The organism is Polaromonas sp. P3_B4 (assembly GCF_056402835.1).
Genome location: NZ_JBFUGQ010000001.1, coordinates 1,262,737 through 1,282,151, shown reverse-complemented (window position 1 = coordinate 1,282,151; position 19,415 = coordinate 1,262,737). Strand labels below are relative to the sequence as shown.

At 61.2% G+C, this 19,415-nt stretch carries 15 protein-coding genes; 4 read left to right on the top strand and 11 right to left on the bottom strand.

From position 1 onward, the window contains the following. Nucleotides 1–35: 35 nt before the first annotated feature. From infB to AC1DVV_RS06225, 7 genes are all read right to left on the bottom strand, one after another. Nucleotides 36–2,933: a translation initiation factor IF-2 gene (gene infB / locus AC1DVV_RS06255; RefSeq protein WP_477649399.1), complete on the bottom strand. Its 2,898-nt coding sequence runs from the start codon at nt 2,931–2,933 to the stop codon at nt 36–38. A 27-nt stretch (nt 2,934–2,960) separates the two neighbouring features. Then, entirely contained in the window at nt 2,961–4,487 is a 1,527-nt protein-coding gene (gene nusA / locus AC1DVV_RS06250; protein WP_457282764.1) for a transcription termination factor NusA, read from the bottom strand. Between the two features lie 32 nt (nt 4,488–4,519). Beyond that, on the bottom strand, nt 4,520–5,122 hold the full coding sequence (gene rimP, locus AC1DVV_RS06245; RefSeq protein ID WP_457282763.1) for a ribosome maturation factor RimP: 603 nt from the start codon (nt 5,120–5,122) through the stop codon (nt 4,520–4,522). A gap of 458 nt (nt 5,123–5,580) precedes the next feature. Next, complete coding sequence (locus AC1DVV_RS06240) at nt 5,581–7,224, bottom strand: ABC transporter ATP-binding protein (RefSeq protein WP_457282762.1); 1,644 nt, start codon at nt 7,222–7,224, stop codon at nt 5,581–5,583. After that, on the bottom strand, nt 7,224–8,378 hold the full coding sequence (locus AC1DVV_RS06235; protein ID WP_477667340.1) for an ABC transporter permease: 1,155 nt from the start codon (nt 8,376–8,378) through the stop codon (nt 7,224–7,226). Before AC1DVV_RS06235 ends, AC1DVV_RS06240 begins: the two co-directional genes overlap by 1 nt. After that, nucleotides 8,344–9,378 carry a microcin C ABC transporter permease YejB gene (locus AC1DVV_RS06230; protein ID WP_457282760.1) on the bottom strand — a complete coding sequence of 345 codons (1,035 nt, stop codon included), beginning with the start codon at nt 9,376–9,378 and terminating at the stop codon, nt 8,344–8,346. The genes AC1DVV_RS06235 and AC1DVV_RS06230 overlap by 35 nt, the downstream gene beginning before the upstream one ends. A 140-nt stretch (nt 9,379–9,518) precedes the next feature. Next, nucleotides 9,519–11,321, bottom strand: coding sequence for an extracellular solute-binding protein (locus AC1DVV_RS06225; RefSeq protein WP_477667339.1), 1,803 nt, complete (start codon nt 11,319–11,321; stop codon nt 9,519–9,521). Nucleotides 11,322–11,428: 107 nt separating this feature from the next. Here AC1DVV_RS06225 and fabI point away from each other — a divergent pair, with 107 nt between their 5' ends. Then, entirely contained in the window at nt 11,429–12,238 is an 810-nt protein-coding gene (fabI, locus tag AC1DVV_RS06220) for an enoyl-ACP reductase FabI (RefSeq protein WP_457282758.1), read from the top strand. Between the two features lie 344 nt (nt 12,239–12,582). Here fabI and AC1DVV_RS06215 read toward each other — a convergent pair whose 3' ends face one another. Together AC1DVV_RS06215 and AC1DVV_RS06210 are read right to left on the bottom strand one after the other, a co-directional pair. Further along, nucleotides 12,583–13,323, bottom strand: coding sequence for a GNAT family N-acetyltransferase (locus tag AC1DVV_RS06215; protein WP_477667338.1), 741 nt, complete (start codon nt 13,321–13,323; stop codon nt 12,583–12,585). Nucleotides 13,324–13,486: 163 nt separating this feature from the next. Beyond that, nucleotides 13,487–13,846 (bottom strand): GFA family protein, encoded by a 360-nt coding sequence (locus tag AC1DVV_RS06210; RefSeq protein ID WP_477667337.1) that lies wholly within the window; start codon nt 13,844–13,846, stop codon nt 13,487–13,489. A 150-nt stretch (nt 13,847–13,996) separates the two neighbouring features. On the opposite strand from AC1DVV_RS06210, the gene AC1DVV_RS06205 reads away from it, so the two are divergent. Further along, nucleotides 13,997–14,926 carry a DNA ligase gene (locus AC1DVV_RS06205; protein WP_477667336.1) on the top strand — a complete coding sequence of 310 codons (930 nt, stop codon included), beginning with the start codon at nt 13,997–13,999 and terminating at the stop codon, nt 14,924–14,926. Nucleotides 14,927–15,074: 148 nt separating this feature from the next. Here AC1DVV_RS06205 and AC1DVV_RS06200 read toward each other — a convergent pair whose 3' ends face one another. Next, a complete protein-coding gene (locus AC1DVV_RS06200; protein WP_457282754.1) occupies nt 15,075–15,500 on the bottom strand; it encodes a DUF3592 domain-containing protein in 426 nt (141 codons plus the stop codon). Between the two features lie 60 nt (nt 15,501–15,560). After that, nucleotides 15,561–17,849, bottom strand: coding sequence for an Orn/Lys/Arg family decarboxylase (locus tag AC1DVV_RS06195; RefSeq protein ID WP_457282753.1), 2,289 nt, complete (start codon nt 17,847–17,849; stop codon nt 15,561–15,563). Between the two features lie 199 nt (nt 17,850–18,048). Here AC1DVV_RS06195 and AC1DVV_RS06190 point away from each other — a divergent pair, with 199 nt between their 5' ends. Both AC1DVV_RS06190 and AC1DVV_RS06185 read left to right on the top strand, forming a co-directional pair. Then, on the top strand, nt 18,049–18,474 hold the full coding sequence (locus AC1DVV_RS06190; protein ID WP_457282752.1) for an NfeD family protein: 426 nt from the start codon (nt 18,049–18,051) through the stop codon (nt 18,472–18,474). Nucleotides 18,475–18,484: 10 nt separating this feature from the next. Beyond that, nucleotides 18,485–19,402 (top strand): SPFH domain-containing protein, encoded by a 918-nt coding sequence (locus AC1DVV_RS06185; RefSeq protein ID WP_348045061.1) that lies wholly within the window; start codon nt 18,485–18,487, stop codon nt 19,400–19,402. The last annotated feature ends 13 nt before the right edge of the window (nt 19,403–19,415 follow it).

Sequence of the window (19,415 nt, the reverse complement as noted above, 5' to 3'; positions counted from 1 at the left end):
AAGGCTGGCAGCCAGGGGCTGCCGGCCAGCCGGGATCAGACTTCCAGTGTCCGCGCCACTTCCCTGATTTCAAAGAATTCCAGAATGTCGCCAACCTGGATATCGTTGTAGTTCTTGATGTTCAAACCGCACTCGAAGCCTTCCTTGACTTCCTTGGCGTCGTCCTTGAAGCGCTTGAGCGAGTCGAGTTCGCCCGTGAAGACGACCACGTTCTCGCGCAGAAGGCGCAGGCGCGCGGTGCGGCGAACCACCCCGGCGGTGACCATACAGCCGGCGATCGAGCCGATCTTGCTGACCTTGAACACCTGGCGAATCTCGGCATTGCCGATGACTTCTTCCTTCTTGTCCGGTGTCAGCATGCCCGACATCGCGGCGCGAAGTTCGTCCACAGCGTCATAAATGATGTTGTAGTAGCGAATGTCCACGCCGTTGTTTTCGGCCTGCTTGCGGGCCTGGGCATCGGCGCGGGTGTTGAACCCGATCACCACGGCCTTGGAGGCGATCGCCAGGTTGACGTCGGACTCGGAAATGCCGCCGACACCGGAGTACACGAGCTGGACCTTGACCTCTTCGGTCGAAAGCTTCAGCAGCGACTGGGCCAGCGCTTCCTGCGAGCCTTGCACATCGGCCTTGATGATGATGGGCAACATCTTGACTTCGCCGGCGCCGATATCGGAGAACATGTTCTCCAGCTTGGCGGCCTGTTGCTTGGCCAGCTTGGTATTGCGGAACTTGCCGGCACGGTAGGTGGAGATCTCACGGGCACGGCGCTCGTCGAGCATGACCATGAATTCATCACCGGCTTGCGGCACTTCCGTCAGACCCTGAATTTCCACGGGAATCGACGGGCCTGCCGTTTTGATCGGCTTGCCGTTTTCGTCCAGCATGGCGCGCACGCGGCCATAGGTCGAACCGGCCAGCACCACGTCGCCGGCTTTCAGCGTTCCCGCCTGAATCAGCACGGTCGCCACGGGGCCACGGCCCTTGTCGAGGCGGGCTTCGATCACCAGGCCCTTGGCCAGTGCATCCACCGGCGCCTTGAGTTCAAGCACTTCTGCCTGCAGCAGCACCTGTTCGAGCAAGGCATCGACACCGGCGCCGGTATGGGCAGAGACGCCGACAAACGGAACGTCGCCGCCGAACTCTTCGGGAATCACTTCTTCGGTGACCAGCTCGCCCTTGACGCGCTCCATGTTGATACCAGGCTTGTCGATCTTGTTGATCGCCACCACGATGGGAACACCGGCCGCCTTGGCATGCTTGATGGCTTCCTTGGTCTGCGGCATCACGCCGTCGTCGGCCGCCACCACCAGAATCACGATGTCGGTCGCCTGGGCGCCGCGGGCACGCATGGCGGTAAACGCCTCGTGGCCCGGGGTATCCAGGAAGGACACCATGCCGCGCGGGGTTTCCACGTGATAGGCACCAATGTGCTGGGTGATGCCGCCCGCTTCGCCGGAGGCCACTTTGGCGCGGCGGATGTAATCGAGCAGTGAGGTCTTGCCATGGTCGACGTGACCCATGACCGTCACAACCGGCGCACGCGGCAACAACTCGGCCTGCTGGCCTTGCACGTCTTCGTCGGCAAAGGCTTCCGGGTCGTCCAGCGAAGCCGTCACGGCCTTGTGGCCCATTTCTTCCACCACAATCATGGCGGTGTCCTGGTCCAGCGGCTGGTTGATGGTGACCATCTGGCCAAGCTTCATCAGGTGCTTGATCACTTCCGATGACTTCACGCTCATCTTGTGCGCGAGTTCGGCCACGGTGATCGTCTCAGGCACGTGCACTTCAATGACCTTGAATTCGGTCGGAGCCACGAAGGTGGATTCCGGACGTGCTTCACGGTCATTGCGGCGGCCACGCGGGCCGCCACGGAAATTGCCACGGCCGGGCACAACGGGTGCGCCACGGCTTGGAATGCCCTTCTTCTTGGCGGCGTCGTCCTTCCATGTCGAAGACAGGTTCTCCGACTTGACTTCCTTCTTGCCAGCGGCACCAGGGGCACCCGCAGCGGCCGGCGCACCCGGTTTGGCCGCGGCACCCGGCGCGCCGGCCGGCTTGTGCAGCGTGCCCTTGATGGCGGCTTTGGGATCGACGTGGGGCACCAGAACGCGCTTGGGCGCGGACATCATGGCGCGAATGCCGGCAGCTTCTGCTTCAGCCTTGCGGCGGCGGTCCTGGAGCTCTTGCGCCTTCGCCGCGTCGGCCTGGAATTCGGCGGTGGCTTTGGCCTTGGCAGTTGCAGCGGCAGCCGCGGCATCGGCAGCCTTCGTGGCCTGTACGGCCGCAGCGGTTTCAGCGGCCTTGGTGGCTTCGGCCGTTACCGGTGCAGCGTCCTTGGCTTTTCCGGCCGGCTTGGCCTTTTTGACCACAGCCTCGGCAGCCGCGGCGGCCGCCTGGGCGGTTTGCTCGGCGGCCAGGCGCTCCTGCTCGCGCGCAGCATCCTTGGCGTCCTGCTCTTCGCGAAGACGGCGTTTTTCAGCAAGCTCCTGCTCCTGGCGGCGCAGCAGTTCTGCGTGGCGGCTGGCTTCTTCTTCGCGGCGAATCAGCTCGGCATCGTCAATGACGGGAGGTGCCGGCGGAGCGGCCACTTCAGGCTGCACTTCTTCCGCAGGCTGGTCGGAGCCGTCGTCACGCTTGATAAAGGTACGCTTTTTACGCACTTCCACCTGGATGGTGCGTGCCTTGCCGGTGGCATCGGCCTGCTTGATCTCGCTGGTGGATTTTTTCACCAGGGTGATCTTCTTGCGCTCGGCCGTGACGGTGCCATGGCTGGCCTGCAGATAGCCGAGAAGCTTCTGCTTGTCCGCTTCGGACAAGGGGTCGCTGGCTTGCGCCTTGGCGACACCCGCGCTGGTCAATTGCTCGATCAGGGTGGCGGGAGATTTATTGAGTTCAGCTGCGAATTCAGCGACGGTAGTGGTACTGGACATATGTTTTTTTCCTGCTGGCCTCCATGATCATTGCTCTTGGGCCGCTGCAGGTGCAGGGGTGTCAGCGGCAGCGGGTTCATCGGTAAACCAATGGGCGCGTGCGGTCATGATCAGGGCTTTGGCTTCGTCCGAAGACTGGCCGGTGATATCGGTAAGTTCGTCCACGGCCAGATCGGCCAGGTCGTCGCGGGTATGGATACCCGCTTCTGTCAGTTTGGCGATCAGCTCTGGCGTGAGGCCTTCGACGTCGCGCAGGTTCTGCGACACGCCTTCGGCATTTTCTTCCTTGGCGATTTCCATCGTCAAGAGCGCATCTTTGGCGCGCGTGCGCAGCTCATTGACGGTGTCTTCGTCGAAGGACTCGATCTCCAGCATTTCCTGCAGCGGCACATAGGCCACTTCTTCGAGACTGGTGAAGCCTTCGGAGATCAGGATGTCGGCGATTTCCTCGTCCACGTCGAGCTTTTCCATGAACAGCTTGCGGCTGGAATCGGTCTCGGTGGCCTGCTTTTGCGCAGACTCATCGGCCGTCATGATGTTGATCTTCCAGCCGGTCAGCTCGGCGGCAAGGCGCACGTTCTGGCCGCCGCGGCCGATCGAAATCGCCAGGTTTTCTTCGTCGACGACGACATCCATGGCGTGACGCTCTTCGTCGACCACGATGGACGACACGTTGGCCGGGGCCAATGCACCAATCACGAACTGGGCCGGGTCTTCGCTCCACAGCACGATGTCCACGCGCTCGCCGGCGAGTTCGTTGGTCACGCCGTTGACGCGGGTGCCGCGAACGCCGACGCAGGTGCCGATCGGGTCGACACGCTTGTCATGCGACAGCACGGCGATCTTGGCGCGGGAACCGGGGTCACGGGCGCAGGATTTGATCTCCAGCAGGCCTTGTTCGATTTCAGGGACTTCCTGGCGGAACAGCTCGATCATGTACTCGGGCGCGGTGCGCGAGAGGATGATGGGCGCGCCGCGCAAGGTCGTGTCCACTTCCATGATCATGGCGCGAACGCGGTCGCCGGAGCGCAGATTTTCCTTCGGGATCATGTCGGAACGGCGCAGGCGGCCTTCCACACGGCCGGATTCGACGATGATGTCGCCCTTGTCCATGCGTTTGACGGTGCCGACAAAAATCTTGTCGCCGCGCGACATGAAGTCGTTGAGAAGCATTTCGCGCTCGGCGTCGCGGATTTTCTGCAGAATGACCTGCTTGGCCGCTTGCGCGCCAATACGGCCGATCGGCAGGCTTTCCACCGGCTTTTCGATGTAGTCGCCTTCTTCGATGTCGGCGATTTCGTCGCGTGCGTCGCTGACCAGCTCTTCGGCTTCAGGGTTCTGCAAGCCGGCTTCGTCAGGCACCACCAGCCAGCGGCGGAAGGTTTCGTAATTGCCGCTGTCACGGTCGACGGCTACGCGGATGTCCACTTCGCCTTCGTAGACCTTCTTGGTGGCCGAGGCGAGCGCGAGCTCGACGGCGCCAAAAACGACGTCACGTTCCACATTCTTTTCACGCGAGATGGCATCAACCAACATCAACAGTTCGCGATTCATTTCACAAGCCTGCCTTTCTTCATTTCTTGAAATTAATTCTCTGCGGAGGGCTCGGCACCAGGCGTTATTTTGGGTTTACGCCCCTTGAAATCAACCACGGGCGCGAGGCGCGCCTGTTGAATCTCATCGAGGGTAAAACCCAACGCCTGCAGCGGTGCGGGAACCTTCTTCTTACTGACCTTCTGGCCGGGTTTGACGGCCGGCTCGTCGCTCCACACGATCTGCCAGCCTGCCACGCCGTCCGCGGCCACGACACGCTCGAGCGTGCCGCGAAACTTCTTGCGGCTGGCCGCGACGGTAGAACCGGCGCTGGCAGCCACGCCAATGGGAGCCTTGAGGGTGATGTCGATCAACTCACCGGCAAAACGCTCAAAATCTTTTTCGTTGCGCAAGGGCCTGTCGATGCCGGGGGAACTGACTTCCAGCCGCGCATATTCGGCGCCTTCGACTTCCAGGACAAACTGGAGCTGGCGGGTGACTTTTTCGCAGTCCTCGGCATTGATGAACTGTTCGGCACCCTTGACGTAGGGCATGTCGATCGTGACGCGCAGCAAACCACCGCCGGTGCGTTCGATCTCGACCAGCTCGTAGCCCAGCCCTGTCACAGTTTGCTCAATCGTCTCTTGCAATGCCATTCAGTCTCTTAAACCCGCTCTAAATCCGTATGTTCAAAAACAAACGCCCAAAAAAAATGGGCGGTGAAAACCCGCCCATTTGGTCGTGAAGCTCTTATTGTAACGTGCTGCGCTCTTCGATGCAAACAATTTCCGTGCCTGACGCACTAGAGAACGCCTGCATCGCCGATGTAAATCCTTCTGGTTACGCCCCCGCCCTGCTCATTGGAACAGGCCTGATGGGCGGGCTAGGGCACATTCCTTTCGGTTAACCATTCCGGCGTCACCACTAGAAAGAAGCAGAGTGAAAACGGATGCATCGCTGCGTGAAAGTCCAAATGACACCTCCTCCTCACGCTTCCTTGAAAAAGATTTATGAATCCAATAAAATCAATTAAATCATATGAGTTTTTAATTTAGTTAAAGTAATTTATGAAGATTTTTTGTGATCTCTACCGGGCCGTGGAGATGCACAACGTTCAAGCCGCAGTGACCAGAACCCGTGTATATGGATGCCGCGGCGTATCCAGCACTTCGCTCAGTGAGCCTGACTCCAGCACGTCGCCGTCCTTCATCACCATGACCTCGTGGGCCATGGCGCGGATCACGTCGACGTCATGCGTGATCAGCAAATAACTCAGGCCACGCTCGCGCTGCAGTCTTTGCAGCAGTCCCAGCACCTGTTTCTGGATGGTCACGTCCAGCGCGCTGGTGGGCTCATCCAGTACCAGCAGGCTGGGGTTGACGATCAGCGCGCGCGCAATGGCCAGCCGCTGGCGCTGCCCGCCTGAAAATTCGTGTGGATAGCGTTGTAGCAAACCCGGAAACTGGGCCTCGGTCATACCGACATCGGCCAAGGCCTGCAGCGCCCGTTCGCGCCGCCCGGCCGGAGCCAGCTTGGGCTCATGCACCGTCAGGCCCTCCTCCACAATGGCTTCAACGGTCATGCGGGGTGACAGGGAAGAAAACGGGTCCTGAAACACCACCTGAACGGCGCGGCGGATGGCTTTGTTGCGTGCCGCATCCCGGCTCCAGGCCTGGCCCGCCGCCTGCAGCTGCCCTGAAAAAGGCAGCAAGCCCAGGCTGGCCAGCGCCAGGGTGGATTTTCCGGATCCCGACTCACCGATCACGCCCAGCGTTTTGCCCGGGGGGATATGAAAGCTGGCGTCTTTGACCGCCACAAATTCGGCTTTTTTAAACCATCCGCGTATGCCTGGAATGGAGACCGGATACCCCACACGCAGGCTTTCCGCGCGCATGGCCGGCGCCGCGCCCGCTTGCGCGCCGGTGCCGGCCGCCAGCCCGTCCCGCTGGGGCTTGCTGTCGATCAGTTTGCGCGTGTAGGGGTGCTGGGGCCGGGCGAAAACCTCCGCCACGGCGCCCTGCTCCACGATGTGGCCGTTTTCCATCACCGCCACGCGGTCGGCAAACTTGCGCACGAGGTTCAGGTCGTGGGTGATCATCAGCACCGCCATGCCGTTGCGCTGCTGCAGCTCGCCGAGCAGGTCCAGGATCTGGCCGCGCAGGGTGACGTCCAGCGCCGTGGTGGGTTCGTCGGCCAGCAGCAATCTGGGCTGGCAAGCCAGCGCCATGGCAATCATGGCCCGCTGCCGCTGGCCGCCCGAAAGCTGGTGCGGGAAAGAGTTTGCGCGTCTCTCAGGCTCGGTGATGCCCGTATCTGCTAGCAATTTGATAGCTTCTTGCGCACATTCTGCGGGGGTCAAACCCTGTTTTAGCTGAAGAACTTCGGCAATCTGGTTGCCAACGCTGAACAGGGGGTTCAGTGCTGTCATGGGCTCCTGAAAGATCATGGCGATGTCACGGCCGCGAATCCCCCGCAAGGACTGTTCCGGCAAGGACAGCAAATCCACGGGCGCCCTGGGCGGCGCACCGCTGGCAGCCCGATCTGCCGCATCGATGCCGGTAAAAACAGCCTTGCCACCGACCACGGCGTTTTGCGCCAGCCGTAGCAGGCTCAGCGCCGTCACCGTCTTGCCCGAACCCGATTCGCCCACCAGCGCAAGCTTTTCGCCAGGTGCGATGGAAAAATCGATGCCGTGGACAACGGATTTTCCTGCGAATGAAATCTGCAGGTTTTTGACATCAAGGAGCGGTGGTGTCATCAGTCGGCCTTCCTGGGATCCAGGGCATCGCGCAAGGCGTCGCCCATGAAAGTGAGGAGCAGCAGCGTGATCACCAGCACCGCGAAGGTAGACAGCGATATCCACCACGCATCGATGCTGTTCTTGCCTTGCGACAGCAATTCACCGAGCGAAGGCGTGCCCGGCGGCACCCCCAGCCCCAGGAAGTCCAGCGAAGTCAGCGCCAGAATCGCGCCGCTCATGCGAAACGGCAGGAAAGTCACCACAGGCGTCAGGCTGTTGGGCAGGATGTGGCGCCAGATGATGCTCAGGTTACCGACGCCCAGCGCACGCGCGGCGCGCACGTAGTCCATCTGCCGGTTGCGCAGGAACTCGGCGCGCACATAGTCTGACAACCCCATCCATCCGAACAGGCTGAGCAGGATCAGCAACAGCGCCACACTGGGCGCGAAAACGGCGCTGAAGATGATCAGCAGATAGAGCTCCGGCACGGAGCCCCAGATTTCGATGAAACGCTGGAACAACAAATCGGTCTTGCCACCGAAATAGCCCTGTAGCGCCCCCGTCAGCATGCCGAGCAGCACACCGGTGACCGTCAGCGCCAGCGCAAACAATACGCTGACCCGAAAGCCGTAAATCAGCTGGGCGAGCAGGTCGCGGCCCCGGTCGTCGGTGCCCAGCAGGTTGGCGCGCGTCGGCTTCGAGGGGTTGGGCTCTTTCGCAAAATAATTGAGTGTGTTGGGCCCATAGGGGTTGAGCGTGTACAGCGCGAAGTTGCTGCCACGCGCCAGCCGTTCCTGAATATAAGGATCGAGGTAATCCGTGGTCGTGTCGAAATCACCGCCAAAGGTTTTTTCGCTGTAGTCCTTCACCATGGGGAAGTAATAACCGCCTTCATAACGCACCAGCAGCGGCCGGTCGTTCGACACCAGCTCGGCAAACAGGCTCAGCACCACCAGCGTGCAAAACACCACCAGGCTGTAAAACCCCAGCTTGTTGCGCCGGAACCGCCTCCACGCACGCCGCGCGGGCGAGTTGGAAACGTACTTTTCTTGTACAGCGTCGCCGCGGACCGGGCTTTGCCCGTCCGCAGGAGGCGTCCCCTCGGGGGGAAGGCCGCCGGAGGTGGCTTCAGGGGGGTTAATCGAACCGTACACGCGGATCCACCCAGACATAAGACAAATCGGAAATCAGCTTGGTGAACAAGCCGATCAAGGTAAATAAGTAGAGCGTGCCCAACACCACCGGGTAGTCGCGCCGGATGATGCTTTCATAGCTGAGCAGCCCCATGCCATCCAGCGAGAACAGGGTTTCGATCAGCAGCGCACCGGTGTAGAACGAGCTGATAAAGGCCGCCGGGAAGCCGGTGATGAGGGGGATCAGCGCATTGCGGAAAATATGCTTCCACAGCACCTGGCGCTCACCCAGGCCCTTGGCGCGGGCCGTCAGCACGTATTGCTTGCGGATTTCCTCCAGGAAGGAGTTCTTGGTCAGCATGGCCGTAACTGCGAAGCTGCCCAGCACCATGGCCGTGACCGGCAAGGTGATATGCCAGAGGTAATCGGTGATGCGCGCACCCCAGCTCAAAGTCTCCCAATTGGGCGAGGTCAGGCCGCGCAACGGAAACCACTGCAACTGGCCGCCGAAGATCACCAGCAGCGCGACACCCAGCACAAAGCCGGGAATGGCATAGCCGGTCAGCACCAGCAATGTTGTGACGAAATCGAAACGCGAGCCGGCACGCACCGCCTTGGCGACGCCCAGTGGCACAGCCACCAGGTAGCTGATGAAAAAGGTCCACAAACCCAGGCTGATGGAAACCGGGAGCTTTTCCTTGACCAGTTGCCAGACCTCCTTGTTGTGGAAGAAGCTTCTGCCAAGGTCAAAGCTCAAAAACTGCTTGAGCATCAGGTAAAAGCGCTCGGGCGCCGGCTTGTCGAAACCATAGAGCGCCTTGATCTGCTCGACGCGTTTCGGGTCGACGCCCTGCCCACCCCGGTAGCTCAGGCCGCCACCCTCGGCGCCGCCTCCACCGCTGGGGCCGGCCTTGGCCTCGGCCATGTATTGCTCCACCGGCCCGCCCGGCACGAACTGCGTCACCACAAAGGTGATCAGCAACACCCCGAACAAAGTCGGGATCATCAAAAGACAGCGTTTGAGAATGTAGGCAAACATGGTCGATCAGCCCCTCTCAAATCCAGCAGGCGCAGCGGAACTGGCTTCGCCAGGCCGCAAGCGCCGCCCCCTACAAGGGGGGAAGGCGCTACGCGAAGCGAGCGTCCGACGGGGGTGTTCAATTTGCTCGACGGGGGTATTCATTGCTTGGCCCACCAGGTATCGATGATCCAGGTCTCGCCTGGCGCATAGGGTGGCATCTGGCCCGGCATGGCAAGGCGGCGTGCGTTATAGACCACGCGATGGGTGCCGGCCGTCCATTCCGGCAGCAGGTAGTGGCTGTGCGCCACGATGCGTTCCAATGCACGGCAGGCGGGCAACAACTCGGCCTTGGTTTTGGCGCTGGTCATTTTGGTGATCATGGCATCAATCGCGGGATTGGCGGCTCCGCTGAAGTTACCCGACTCCTCAGTGGCGGCGGCCTTGCTACCGAACATGTCGGCGAACTCCTGACCCGGGTTGTTGGTGCCACCGTAGGCGATGGAGATGATGTCGAACTCGAATTTATCGAGGCGCTGCTGGTAGAGCGCGAAGTCGACCTGCCGGAAGTTGAGCTGGATGCCGAGCTTTTCGAGGGCGCGTATCCAGGGCGAAATCGTGCGCACACCGCCCTCGTTGCTATCCAGGTATTCCAGCACCATAGCCTCGCCTTTGGCGTTGCGCAGCTTGCCGTCCCGAACCTCCCAGCCGGCTTCCTTCAGGAGCACCTGGGCACGGCGCAAATTGGCGCGCAGCGAGGAGTCGCCGTCAGTACGCGCCGGCACGTACATGGTGCCGAATGCCGCTGTGGGGATGTCCTTGCGCCAGGGTTCCATCAAAGCCAGCTCTTCGGGCTTCGGCAGTCCGGTGGCCTGGCAATCGGTGTTTCCGAACAAGCCGGTCACGCGCTGGTAGGCGTTGTAAAACAACTGGCGGTTCATCCACTCGTAGTCGATCGCCAGTCCCAGAGCTTCCCGCACGCGCGGGTCCTTGAGCTTTTCACGCCGGGTATTGAGCACATAGCTCTGGAAACCCGTGGGCAGGCTGTGCTTGAATTCCCCCTTGACGAGTTCACCGTTGTCAAAACGTTTGCCCGTCAGGCGCCGCGCCCAGTCGCCGGCCGAGAAGAACCGCATGATGTCGAACTCGCCGGCCTTGAGCGCCTCAAGCCTGGCAGTGTTGTCCTTGTAAATCTTGACGGTGACGGTGTCGAAATTCTCGGTGCCTACCCGCACATTGAGCTTCTCACCCCAGTAGGTCTTGTCGCGTACATAGCTGATGTCTTTGCCGAAGATCACCGGGCCGATGCGGTAAGGCCCGCTGCCAATGGGGATGTCGGTCACGACCTCATTGAAGGGCTTGGCCTTACCGGTGGCGTCCATGCCCCACTTGCGGCTGAACACCGCCATGCCGCCCACTTTCAACGGCAGTTCGCGGTTCGGCTTCCTGAAACGAAAGCGCACCGTCCGCTCGTCCACCACCTCGCAGGCTGCGACGTCTTCGAACACGGTCTTGTAGGACGGCGAGGTATGCGGGCCCATCAGGGTGTCAAAACTGTATTTGACGTCGGCCGCCAGCACCGGGTCGCCGTTGTGAAAGCGCGCTTCCTTGCGCAGGCGGAAGGTGGCCGTGAGCCCGTCAGCCGACACCTCGACGTCTTCGGCCAGCAGCCCGTAGCCTGAGGCGGTTTCGTCCATCGCCCCCGTCAGCAGCGTGTCGAACATGAAGCTCGACAAATAGGCCGGCGCCGAGCCTTTGATCGTGAAGGGGTTGTATTTGTCGAAGGTTGAGTAACGCAGGTTGCTGACCAGGCGCAGGTCCCCGCCTTTGGGTGCTGCCGGGTTGACATAGTCGAAGTGGGAAAACCCCGCGGGGTACTTGAGATCTCCCCAGAGCGCATAGCCGTGCGCGGCCCATGACGGTGATGAAAGACCCAGCAGGACCCAAACCAGCAAACTTCGCATGCGACAATTCTGCACTACTTAAGCTGGCAAGATTCCGGCGCGCAGACGTTGCGCCCTTGTCCCTTGCCCCCCCTTCCCCCGCGAACTACCTACTCTGGAGCACCTGCATGGCCACCAACACCGGATTCCTCACTGGCAAAAAACTGTTGATCACGGGGGTCCTCTCGAACCGGTCCATCGCCTACGGCATCGCCAAGGCCTGCCATGCCCAGGGCGCCGAGCTGGCTTTCGGCTATGTCGGCGAGCGCTTCAAGGACCGCATCACCGAGTTTGCTGCCGACTTTGACTCCAAGCTGATTTTTGACTGCGACGTGGGCGACGACGCACAGATCGACAAGATGTTTGCCGACCTCTCCAAAACCTGGCCGACGTTTGACGGCTTTGTGCACAGCATCGGCTTTGCGCCGCGCGAGGCGATCGCCGGCGACTTCCTGGAAGGCCTGTCGCGCGAGGGCTTCAAGATCGCCCACGACATCAGCGCCTACAGCTTCCCGGCGATGGCCAAGGCGGCCCTGCCCTACCTCAACAAAAAGTCCGCACTGCTCACGCTGACCTACCTGGGCGCCGTGCGCACCGTGCCCAACTACAACACCATGGGCCTGGCCAAAGCCAGCCTGGAAGCCTCGGTGCGCTACCTGGCCGAATCGCTGGGCCCCAAGGGCATGCGCGTCAACGGCATCAGCGCCGGCCCGATCAAAACCCTGGCTGCCAGCGGCATCAAGGGCTTCGGCAAGATTTTGAGCGTGGTTGCCGAAGCCTCGCCAATCCGCCGCAATGTGACGATTGAAGACGTCGGCAACGTCGCCGCCTTTTTGTTGAGCGACCTGGCCGCAGGCGTGAGCGCCGAGATCACCTATGTGGACGGCGGCTTCAGCCACGTGGTCGGCGGTATTGCCGAGCCGGCAGCCGAAGCCTGAAGGCTTTCGCGCCCGGCTGGCTTGCCGGGCGGCGCGCACATGCGGCAAGTTGCACTCTTGTCTCGCATGGCGCGCTATGAAATAGATAGCTGCTCGCGCATGACCCTATTGGTCTGGAGGCCAAATATGTGCACGAAAGACGGCTTCCAGGTGCTGCAAAGCCGTTTTTTTGAGGCAAGACGGGGCAGCAAGACAGCCAAATTCGATCAAATCAGGCCTGAAAATAACAATAAAGCAGGCTCTAGCCTAATAGCCGCCAGCGCGAGCAGCTATAAAAATCATAGCGCCTTGCCGCATCCAGTATCCCGCACACACCCAATTCCGCACCGCGTCTGGATCAAGGTTCAGCCCTGGGTCCAGTAGTCATAGCGCCAGACCGTTTCAAAGCCCGCCCGCCGGTAAAGCGCCCGCGCCGCGGCATTGCCTTCTTCCACCTGCAGGAATACACGCTCAATGCCCCGCTGCATGGCCGCTTCGGCCATCGCGGCCAGTACCCGGCCTGCCAACCCCTTGCCGCGATGTGCCGGGTCGGTTCGCATGCCGTGGACACTGGACCACCCGTGGCTGAACGCCGCCGCGCCAGCCGCAATGGCCTTGCCGCCTTCGCGCACGCTGGCAAACACTGAATCGCGTCCGCGGCCGAGCGACCTGACGCGGCTGGCACCGTCCACAGGATCAAAACCCTCGGCCAGGAACAACGCGGCCCAGGCCTCGTCCGGCGTGTTGGCTGTTTCAGCCAGCGCCTGCGCCGACACAGCGCGCATGGACTTGACCTGCGCCACTTCCACCAGCACCGGTTTGCCTGCCGTGTAGCCACGCGCGCCCAGTTCGCGGCGCAAGGCATCAAAGCAGGCCTCATTGGCCAGCCGGAAGACCGCCCGCTTGCCGCGCGCACGGTACAGCCCTTCAATGCGATCGATCACGCCGTCGGCGGGCGGCTGATGCAGCAGGGGCACGGCACTTTTGGCCCGGCTGACCGTTCCGCTGTCGAAGGGCAGAAGCCAGCCCTCAATTTCAAGCTGCTCCTCGGGCGAGACAGCCGCCACGGTGGCGCGCTCGATATTTTCAATGTCGCTGGAAGTCATGGTGTCGGTAAAAATGCCGGGCTGGCTGGCCCAAGGGAATCAAACAGCAATGAATACAGGCCGGGAATACCGGCCCCAGGGGTACGGGCGAAGTGGCAGATTATTGCGTCCGCCAGGGTCCGGGAATACAGGATCCGGGGGTTCCAGGAAGAGCTAGGAAGAACTAGGAAGAGCGCCCATCGAAATTCGTCACCTTGATGGTGTCCAGATCGATTCCCTCGAGGCAGCGGACGTTGATAGCTGCAATGCGATTACCGGCCGGGTCCGTTCCTTCGCCATAGGGATGAATGCCACAGGTGGGACAAAAACGGTGGCTGATCACATGCTTGTTGAACTGATAGTTGCTGGCATTTTCGTCGGGGGTCAGCAAACGGAGCTGGTCATGCGGCACAAACCACAGCAGCGCCCCTTTGCGCTGGCAGATGGAGCAGTTGCAGGCCAGGGCGCTGCTCGGCTGGCCGTCGACCTCAAACGCGACTTTTCCACAATGGCAACTCCCTCTGGAAGTCTTTTTTTCTGTCATAAGTTGATTCCTCTCATGGCCATTGCAGCCTTCATGGTTGACGGGGTTGCGCGGGCAACACAGGCGCCCACAGAACGCTTGCACCGCGCAAATTTGAACTATAAACTGTACATTCATACAGTTATAAGTCAAGAAAAAACAGGGAGGCCCATGCGGCAACACATCACCCGCTCCGGCGAGCGGGCCAACACGGTCTTTTTTCGCCTCAAAACGCTTCACTGGCTGCTGGCACTCGCCGGCTTGCTGGCACCAGCGCTTCCGGTGCTTTCGGCATCCGCAGCTGCGCAAGCGCCGCCGCTGATGCTCGCCAAGGTGTACCAACCCGGCGTCTCCCTTCAGGATTATTGGGTCAGCGAAAAATTCGACGGCGTGCGCGGCTACTGGGACGGAGAACAGCTGCTCACGCGCGGGGGTGAACGCATCGCCGCGCCGGCCTGGTTTACCGCAGGCTGGCCCAAAACACCCCTGGACGGCGAGCTGTGGGCGGGCCGTGGCCAGTTTGCCAGGGCGGTGTCTACCGTGCGCCAGCAAACCCCGGACGACGCTGCCTGGCGGGCCATGCGCTTCATGGTGTTTGATTTGCCCGCGCAAGGCGGCCCGTTCAGCGAGCGGATCCCGGCCCTCAATGGCGTGGTGAGCCGCATCGACCAGCCCTGGGTGCAGGCCGTGGCGCAATCGAAGGTGGCAAGCCACGCCGCCTTGCAGGCGTTACTGGCCACCACCGTGAAGCGCGGCGGCGAAGGCCTGATGCTGCACCGCGGCGCGTCTTTCTACAAAAGCGCACGCAACGACGACCTGCTCAAGGTCAAGACCCACGAAGACACCGAAGCCCGCGTGGTGGCGCATGTTCCCGGCAAGGGAAAGTACGCCGGCATGCTGGGCGCGCTGCTGGTGGAAATGCCCGGTGCCGACGGCAAACCAGGGCGGCGCTTCAAGCTGGGCACCGGGCTCAACGATGAGCAGCGCCAGAATCCACCGCCCGTCGGCAGCACCGTCACCTACCGCTTTCGCGGACTCAATGACAGTGGCCTGCCCCGGTTTGCCAGCTTCATGCGGGTACGGGAAGACCAGCGGCTTTAAAGGTGGGCCTGCAAGCCGGCGCGCCGCCGGCAACCAACGTGAGTCGGCCTTGCGCCCAACGCACCTGGTGGGAAAAATGGCCTGTGGCGCCCCCTAGTCATGCGCCCCCAGCTACAAAAAATATAGCAAACGCTCCGGGGAGGCGGCCTTATTTTTTCTGGCTCGCCAGCAGGCCGAGGCCTGTGTAGCCCAGGCTGGCGATGACGAAGAACCAGCCCACCCACTTGAGGAAGGATGATCCGCCGGCTTCCTGCGCAAACCCCACCTGGCTCGGGTTATTTGGCATGTAGTAGATGCTCACCGGCTTGCCCGCCGCGAAATCCTTCAGCACGGCCTCAGGGAACGAGCGCTTGATCACCATGGGTTGCCCGGCTTCGGTGCGGAATTTGAGCTCTGCCGTGTAGATGGTTTGGCCGCTGCGGGAAAAACTCTTGTACTCCTTGATCGGCTCGACCACCGCCGTCTTGCCGCTGGCCATAAGGAGCCGCAACTCGCTGTCTCCGCTGGCCTGCACGCGCAGGAACACTGCGCCGACGATGACGCCGAGCACTCCGAAGAGAATCGTCTTGAACATGCCGCCTCCCAATAAATATGGGAGGGACTATAGCAAACGAAAGTACCCGTTTATTCCTGCCTAGCGTTTGACGCAATCCGCGTAGTAGCGCGTCTTGCCCTTGGCATCCACCTGTTCCACAAGGCCGTGGATGTCTGTTTCAAAGCCTGGGCACTGGGCGTTGAACTCGCGCGAGAACTTCAGGTAGTCCACGATTTTCCGGTTGAACACCTCGCCCGGTATCAGGAGCGGAATGCCCGGCGGGTACGGCGTGACCAGGCCCACGGTGATGCGGCCTTCCAGGTGGTCGATTTCAACCCGTTCCGTCGTGCGATGGGCAATGTGGGCGTAGGCGTCGCTGGGTTTCATGGCGGGGGCCAGGTCGCTCAGATAGACCTCTGTGGTCAGGCGAGCGATGTCGTACTTGGCATACAGCGTATGGATATGCTGGCACAGGTCGGCCAGGCCCATGCGCTCGTATTTGGGGTACTTCTGGCAGAACTCCGGAAGGATCCGCCACATCGGCTGGTTCTTGTCGTAGTCGTCCTTGAACTGCTGCAGCGCCGTCAGCAGCGTGTTCCAGCGGCCCTTGGTGATGCCGATGGTGAACATGATGAAGAAGCTGTAGAGGCCGGTCTTCTCGACGATCACGCCGTGCTCGGCCAGAAATTTGGTCACGATGCTGGCCGGGATGCCGGTTTTGGCAAACTTGCCGTTCAGGTCAAGGCCGGGCGTGACGATGGTGGACTTGATCGGGTCCAGCATGTTGAAACCGGTGGCCATCTGGCCAAAGCCGTGCCAGTTGTTGGCGCCGTTTTTGGCCGTCTTGGCACTGCGGGATTCACCCTTGATGATCCAGTCCTGCGACTCGCCGATGCCCTCTTCGACCAGCTTGTCCGGCCCCCAGACCTTGAACCACCAGTCGGTGCCGTATTCCTCGTCGATCTTGCGCATGGCGCGGCGGAAGTCCAGCGCCTCGGCAATGCTTTCCTCAACCAGTGCCGTGCCGCCGGGTGGCTCCATCATGGCGGCGGCCACGTCGCAGCTGGCGATGATGCTGTATTGCGGCGAGGTGGACGTATGCATCAGGTAGGCCTCGTTGAAGAGGTGCCTGTCGAGTTTGGTGTTCTGCGAATCCTGCACCAGCACGTGACTGGCCTGGCTGATGCCGGCCAGCAGCTTGTGGATGGACTGCGTGGCGTACACCACCGCATTTTTTGGCCGCACGCGGCTCTTGCCCATGGCGTGATAGCTGCCGTAGAAGGGGTGGAAGGCGGCGTGCGGCAGCCAGGCCTCGTCAAAGTGCAGGTTGTCGATGTAGCCGTCCAGCATGCCCTTGATGGTTTCGGTGTTGTAGAGCACGCCGTCGTAGGTGGACTGCGTCAGCGTCAGCACACGCGGCTTGACCTTGCTGCTGTCCACACCCTTGAGCAACGGATTGGCGTCGATCTTGGCGCGGATGGCTTCCGGTTCAAACTCGCTCTGCGGAATCGGCCCGATGATGCCGAAATGATTGCGCGTCGGCTTCAGGAACACCGGAATCGCACCCGTCATGATGATGGAATGCAGGATGGACTTGTGGCAATTGCGGTCAACGACCACCACGTCACCGGGCGCCACTGTGTGGTGCCACACCATCTTGTTGCTGGTCGAGGTGCCGTTGGTCACGAAGAAACAGTGGTCGGCATTGAAGATGCGCGCGGCATTGCGCTCGCTGGCGCCGATCGCGCCGTCGTGGTCCAGCAACTGGCCTAGCTCTTCCACCGCGTTGCAGACGTCGGCGCGCAGCATGTTCTCGCCAAAAAACTGGTGGAACATCTGGCCGACCGGGCTTTTCAGGAAAGCAACGCCGCCCGAGTGGCCCGGGCAGTGCCAGGAATAGGAACCGTCTTCGGCATAGTCGAGCAGTGCCTTGAAAAACGGCGGCTGCACGCCTTCCAGGTAGCTCTTGGCCTCCCGCAGGATGTGGCGCGCCACGAACTCGGGCGTGTCCTCAAACATGTGGATGAAGCCGTGCAGTTCACGCAGGATGTCGTTGGGGATGTGGCGCGAGGTCTTGGTCTCGCCATAGACGTAAATCGGCACATCCAGGTTCTTGCGGCGTACTTCCTCGATAAAGGTGCGCAGGTTGAGCACGGCCGGGTCGAGGTCGGGGCCCGGCGAAAACTCTTCGTCATCAATCGACAAAATGAAGGCGCTAGCCCGGCTTTGCTGCTGGGCGAACTGCGAGAGGTCACCGTAACTGGTCACCCCCAGGACCTCGAAGCCCTCGGTTTCAATGGCCTGGGCCAGCGCTCGAATACCCAGTCCGGAAGTGTTTTCGGAGCGGAAGTCTTCGTCAATGATGACAATGGGAAAACGGAATTTCATGGCTTGGGCTGGAGTTCATGGTCGCCCTGAACCTGTCGGAGGGCATGGGAAACGCTCAGAGGGCATAGACAGGTTGAGCCCGGGCGGTGAGAGGAAGCTTTTTCCAAGCAGCGAAGTGTAAGGACATATTGTTGCGCTACGCTTGTCTTGGGGTCTAATTGCCCCAAAATGTAGCGGATGACCGACAAAAGGAGGATGCATGAGTGAATCGACTATTTGGTGGCTGCTGGCGGGGGCCGCAGTGGCGGTGGAGCTGGCCACGGGAACGTTTTACCTGCTGATGGTGGCTTTGGGCATTGCAGCGGCGGCCATTGCCGCGCATTTGGGCGCCTCGACGTCCATGCAGCTTATTGCAGCGGCCGTCGTGGGCTCGGCCACCGTGAGCATTTGCCACCTTGTTCGCAGCCGCGGGCCCAGGGAGCTGCCGGCAAGCACCAACCCGGACGTCAACATGGATGTCGGCGAAACCGTGCAGGTGGACGCCTGGCAGGCGGACGGCACGGCGCAGGTCCGCTACCGCGGCGCGCAATGGGCTGTGGTTCAGGCGGAAGGCGGAACACCTTCTGCTGGAACCCACCGCATCCGGGAAGTCATTGGCAGCAAATTAATCGTAGAAAAAACCTGAGGGAGTCAGCATGTCGTCTTATGTAGCACTGGTCATTTTTATCGTCGCGATGATCTTCGTCATCCGCGCCATCAAGGTCGTACCCCAGCAAAACGCCTGGGTGAAGGAGCGCCTCGGAAAATACGCGGGCACATTGACCCCCGGCCTGAACTGGCTGATTCCCTTTGTCGACCGCGTCGCCTACAAGCACAGCCTGAAAGAAATCCCGCTCGACGTCCCCAGCCAGGTTTGTATTACCCGCGACAACACGCAGCTGCAGGTCGACGGCATCCTGTATTTCCAGGTCACGGACCCGATGCGGGCCAGCTACGGCTCATCCAACTACATCGTGGCCGTCACACAACTGGCCCAAACCTCGCTCCGCTCGGTGATCGGCAAACTGGAGCTCGACAAAACCTTTGAAGAGCGCGACATCATCAATGCGCAGGTCGTTGCCGCCATTGACGAAGCCGCCCTGAACTGGGGCGTAAAGGTGCTGCGCTATGAAATCAAGGATTTGACGCCGCCCAAGGAAATCCTGCACGCCATGCAGTCGCAAATCACTGCCGAGCGGGAAAAACGCGCGCTGATCGCCGCCTCTGAAGGCCGCCGCCAGGAGCAGATCAATATTGCCACCGGTGAGCGCGAGGCATTCATTGCCCGCTCCGAAGGGGAAAAGCTGGCCGCCATCAACAACGCCCAGGGCGAAGCCGCCGCCATCATGGCTGTGGCCGACGCCAACGCCAAAGCCATTGAGCTGGTGGCCGCTGCCATCCGCCAACCTGGCGGTGAACAAGCCGTGCAGCTCAAGGTTGCGCAGCAGGCGGTAGAGGCCTACTCGAAGGTGGCGAAGGACGCCAAAACGACATTGGTCGTGCCCAGCAACATGACTGAAGTCGGTGCGCTCATCAGCTCGGCCATGAAAATGGTGCAGGCCAACAAGGTATAACGACGGGCTTTTC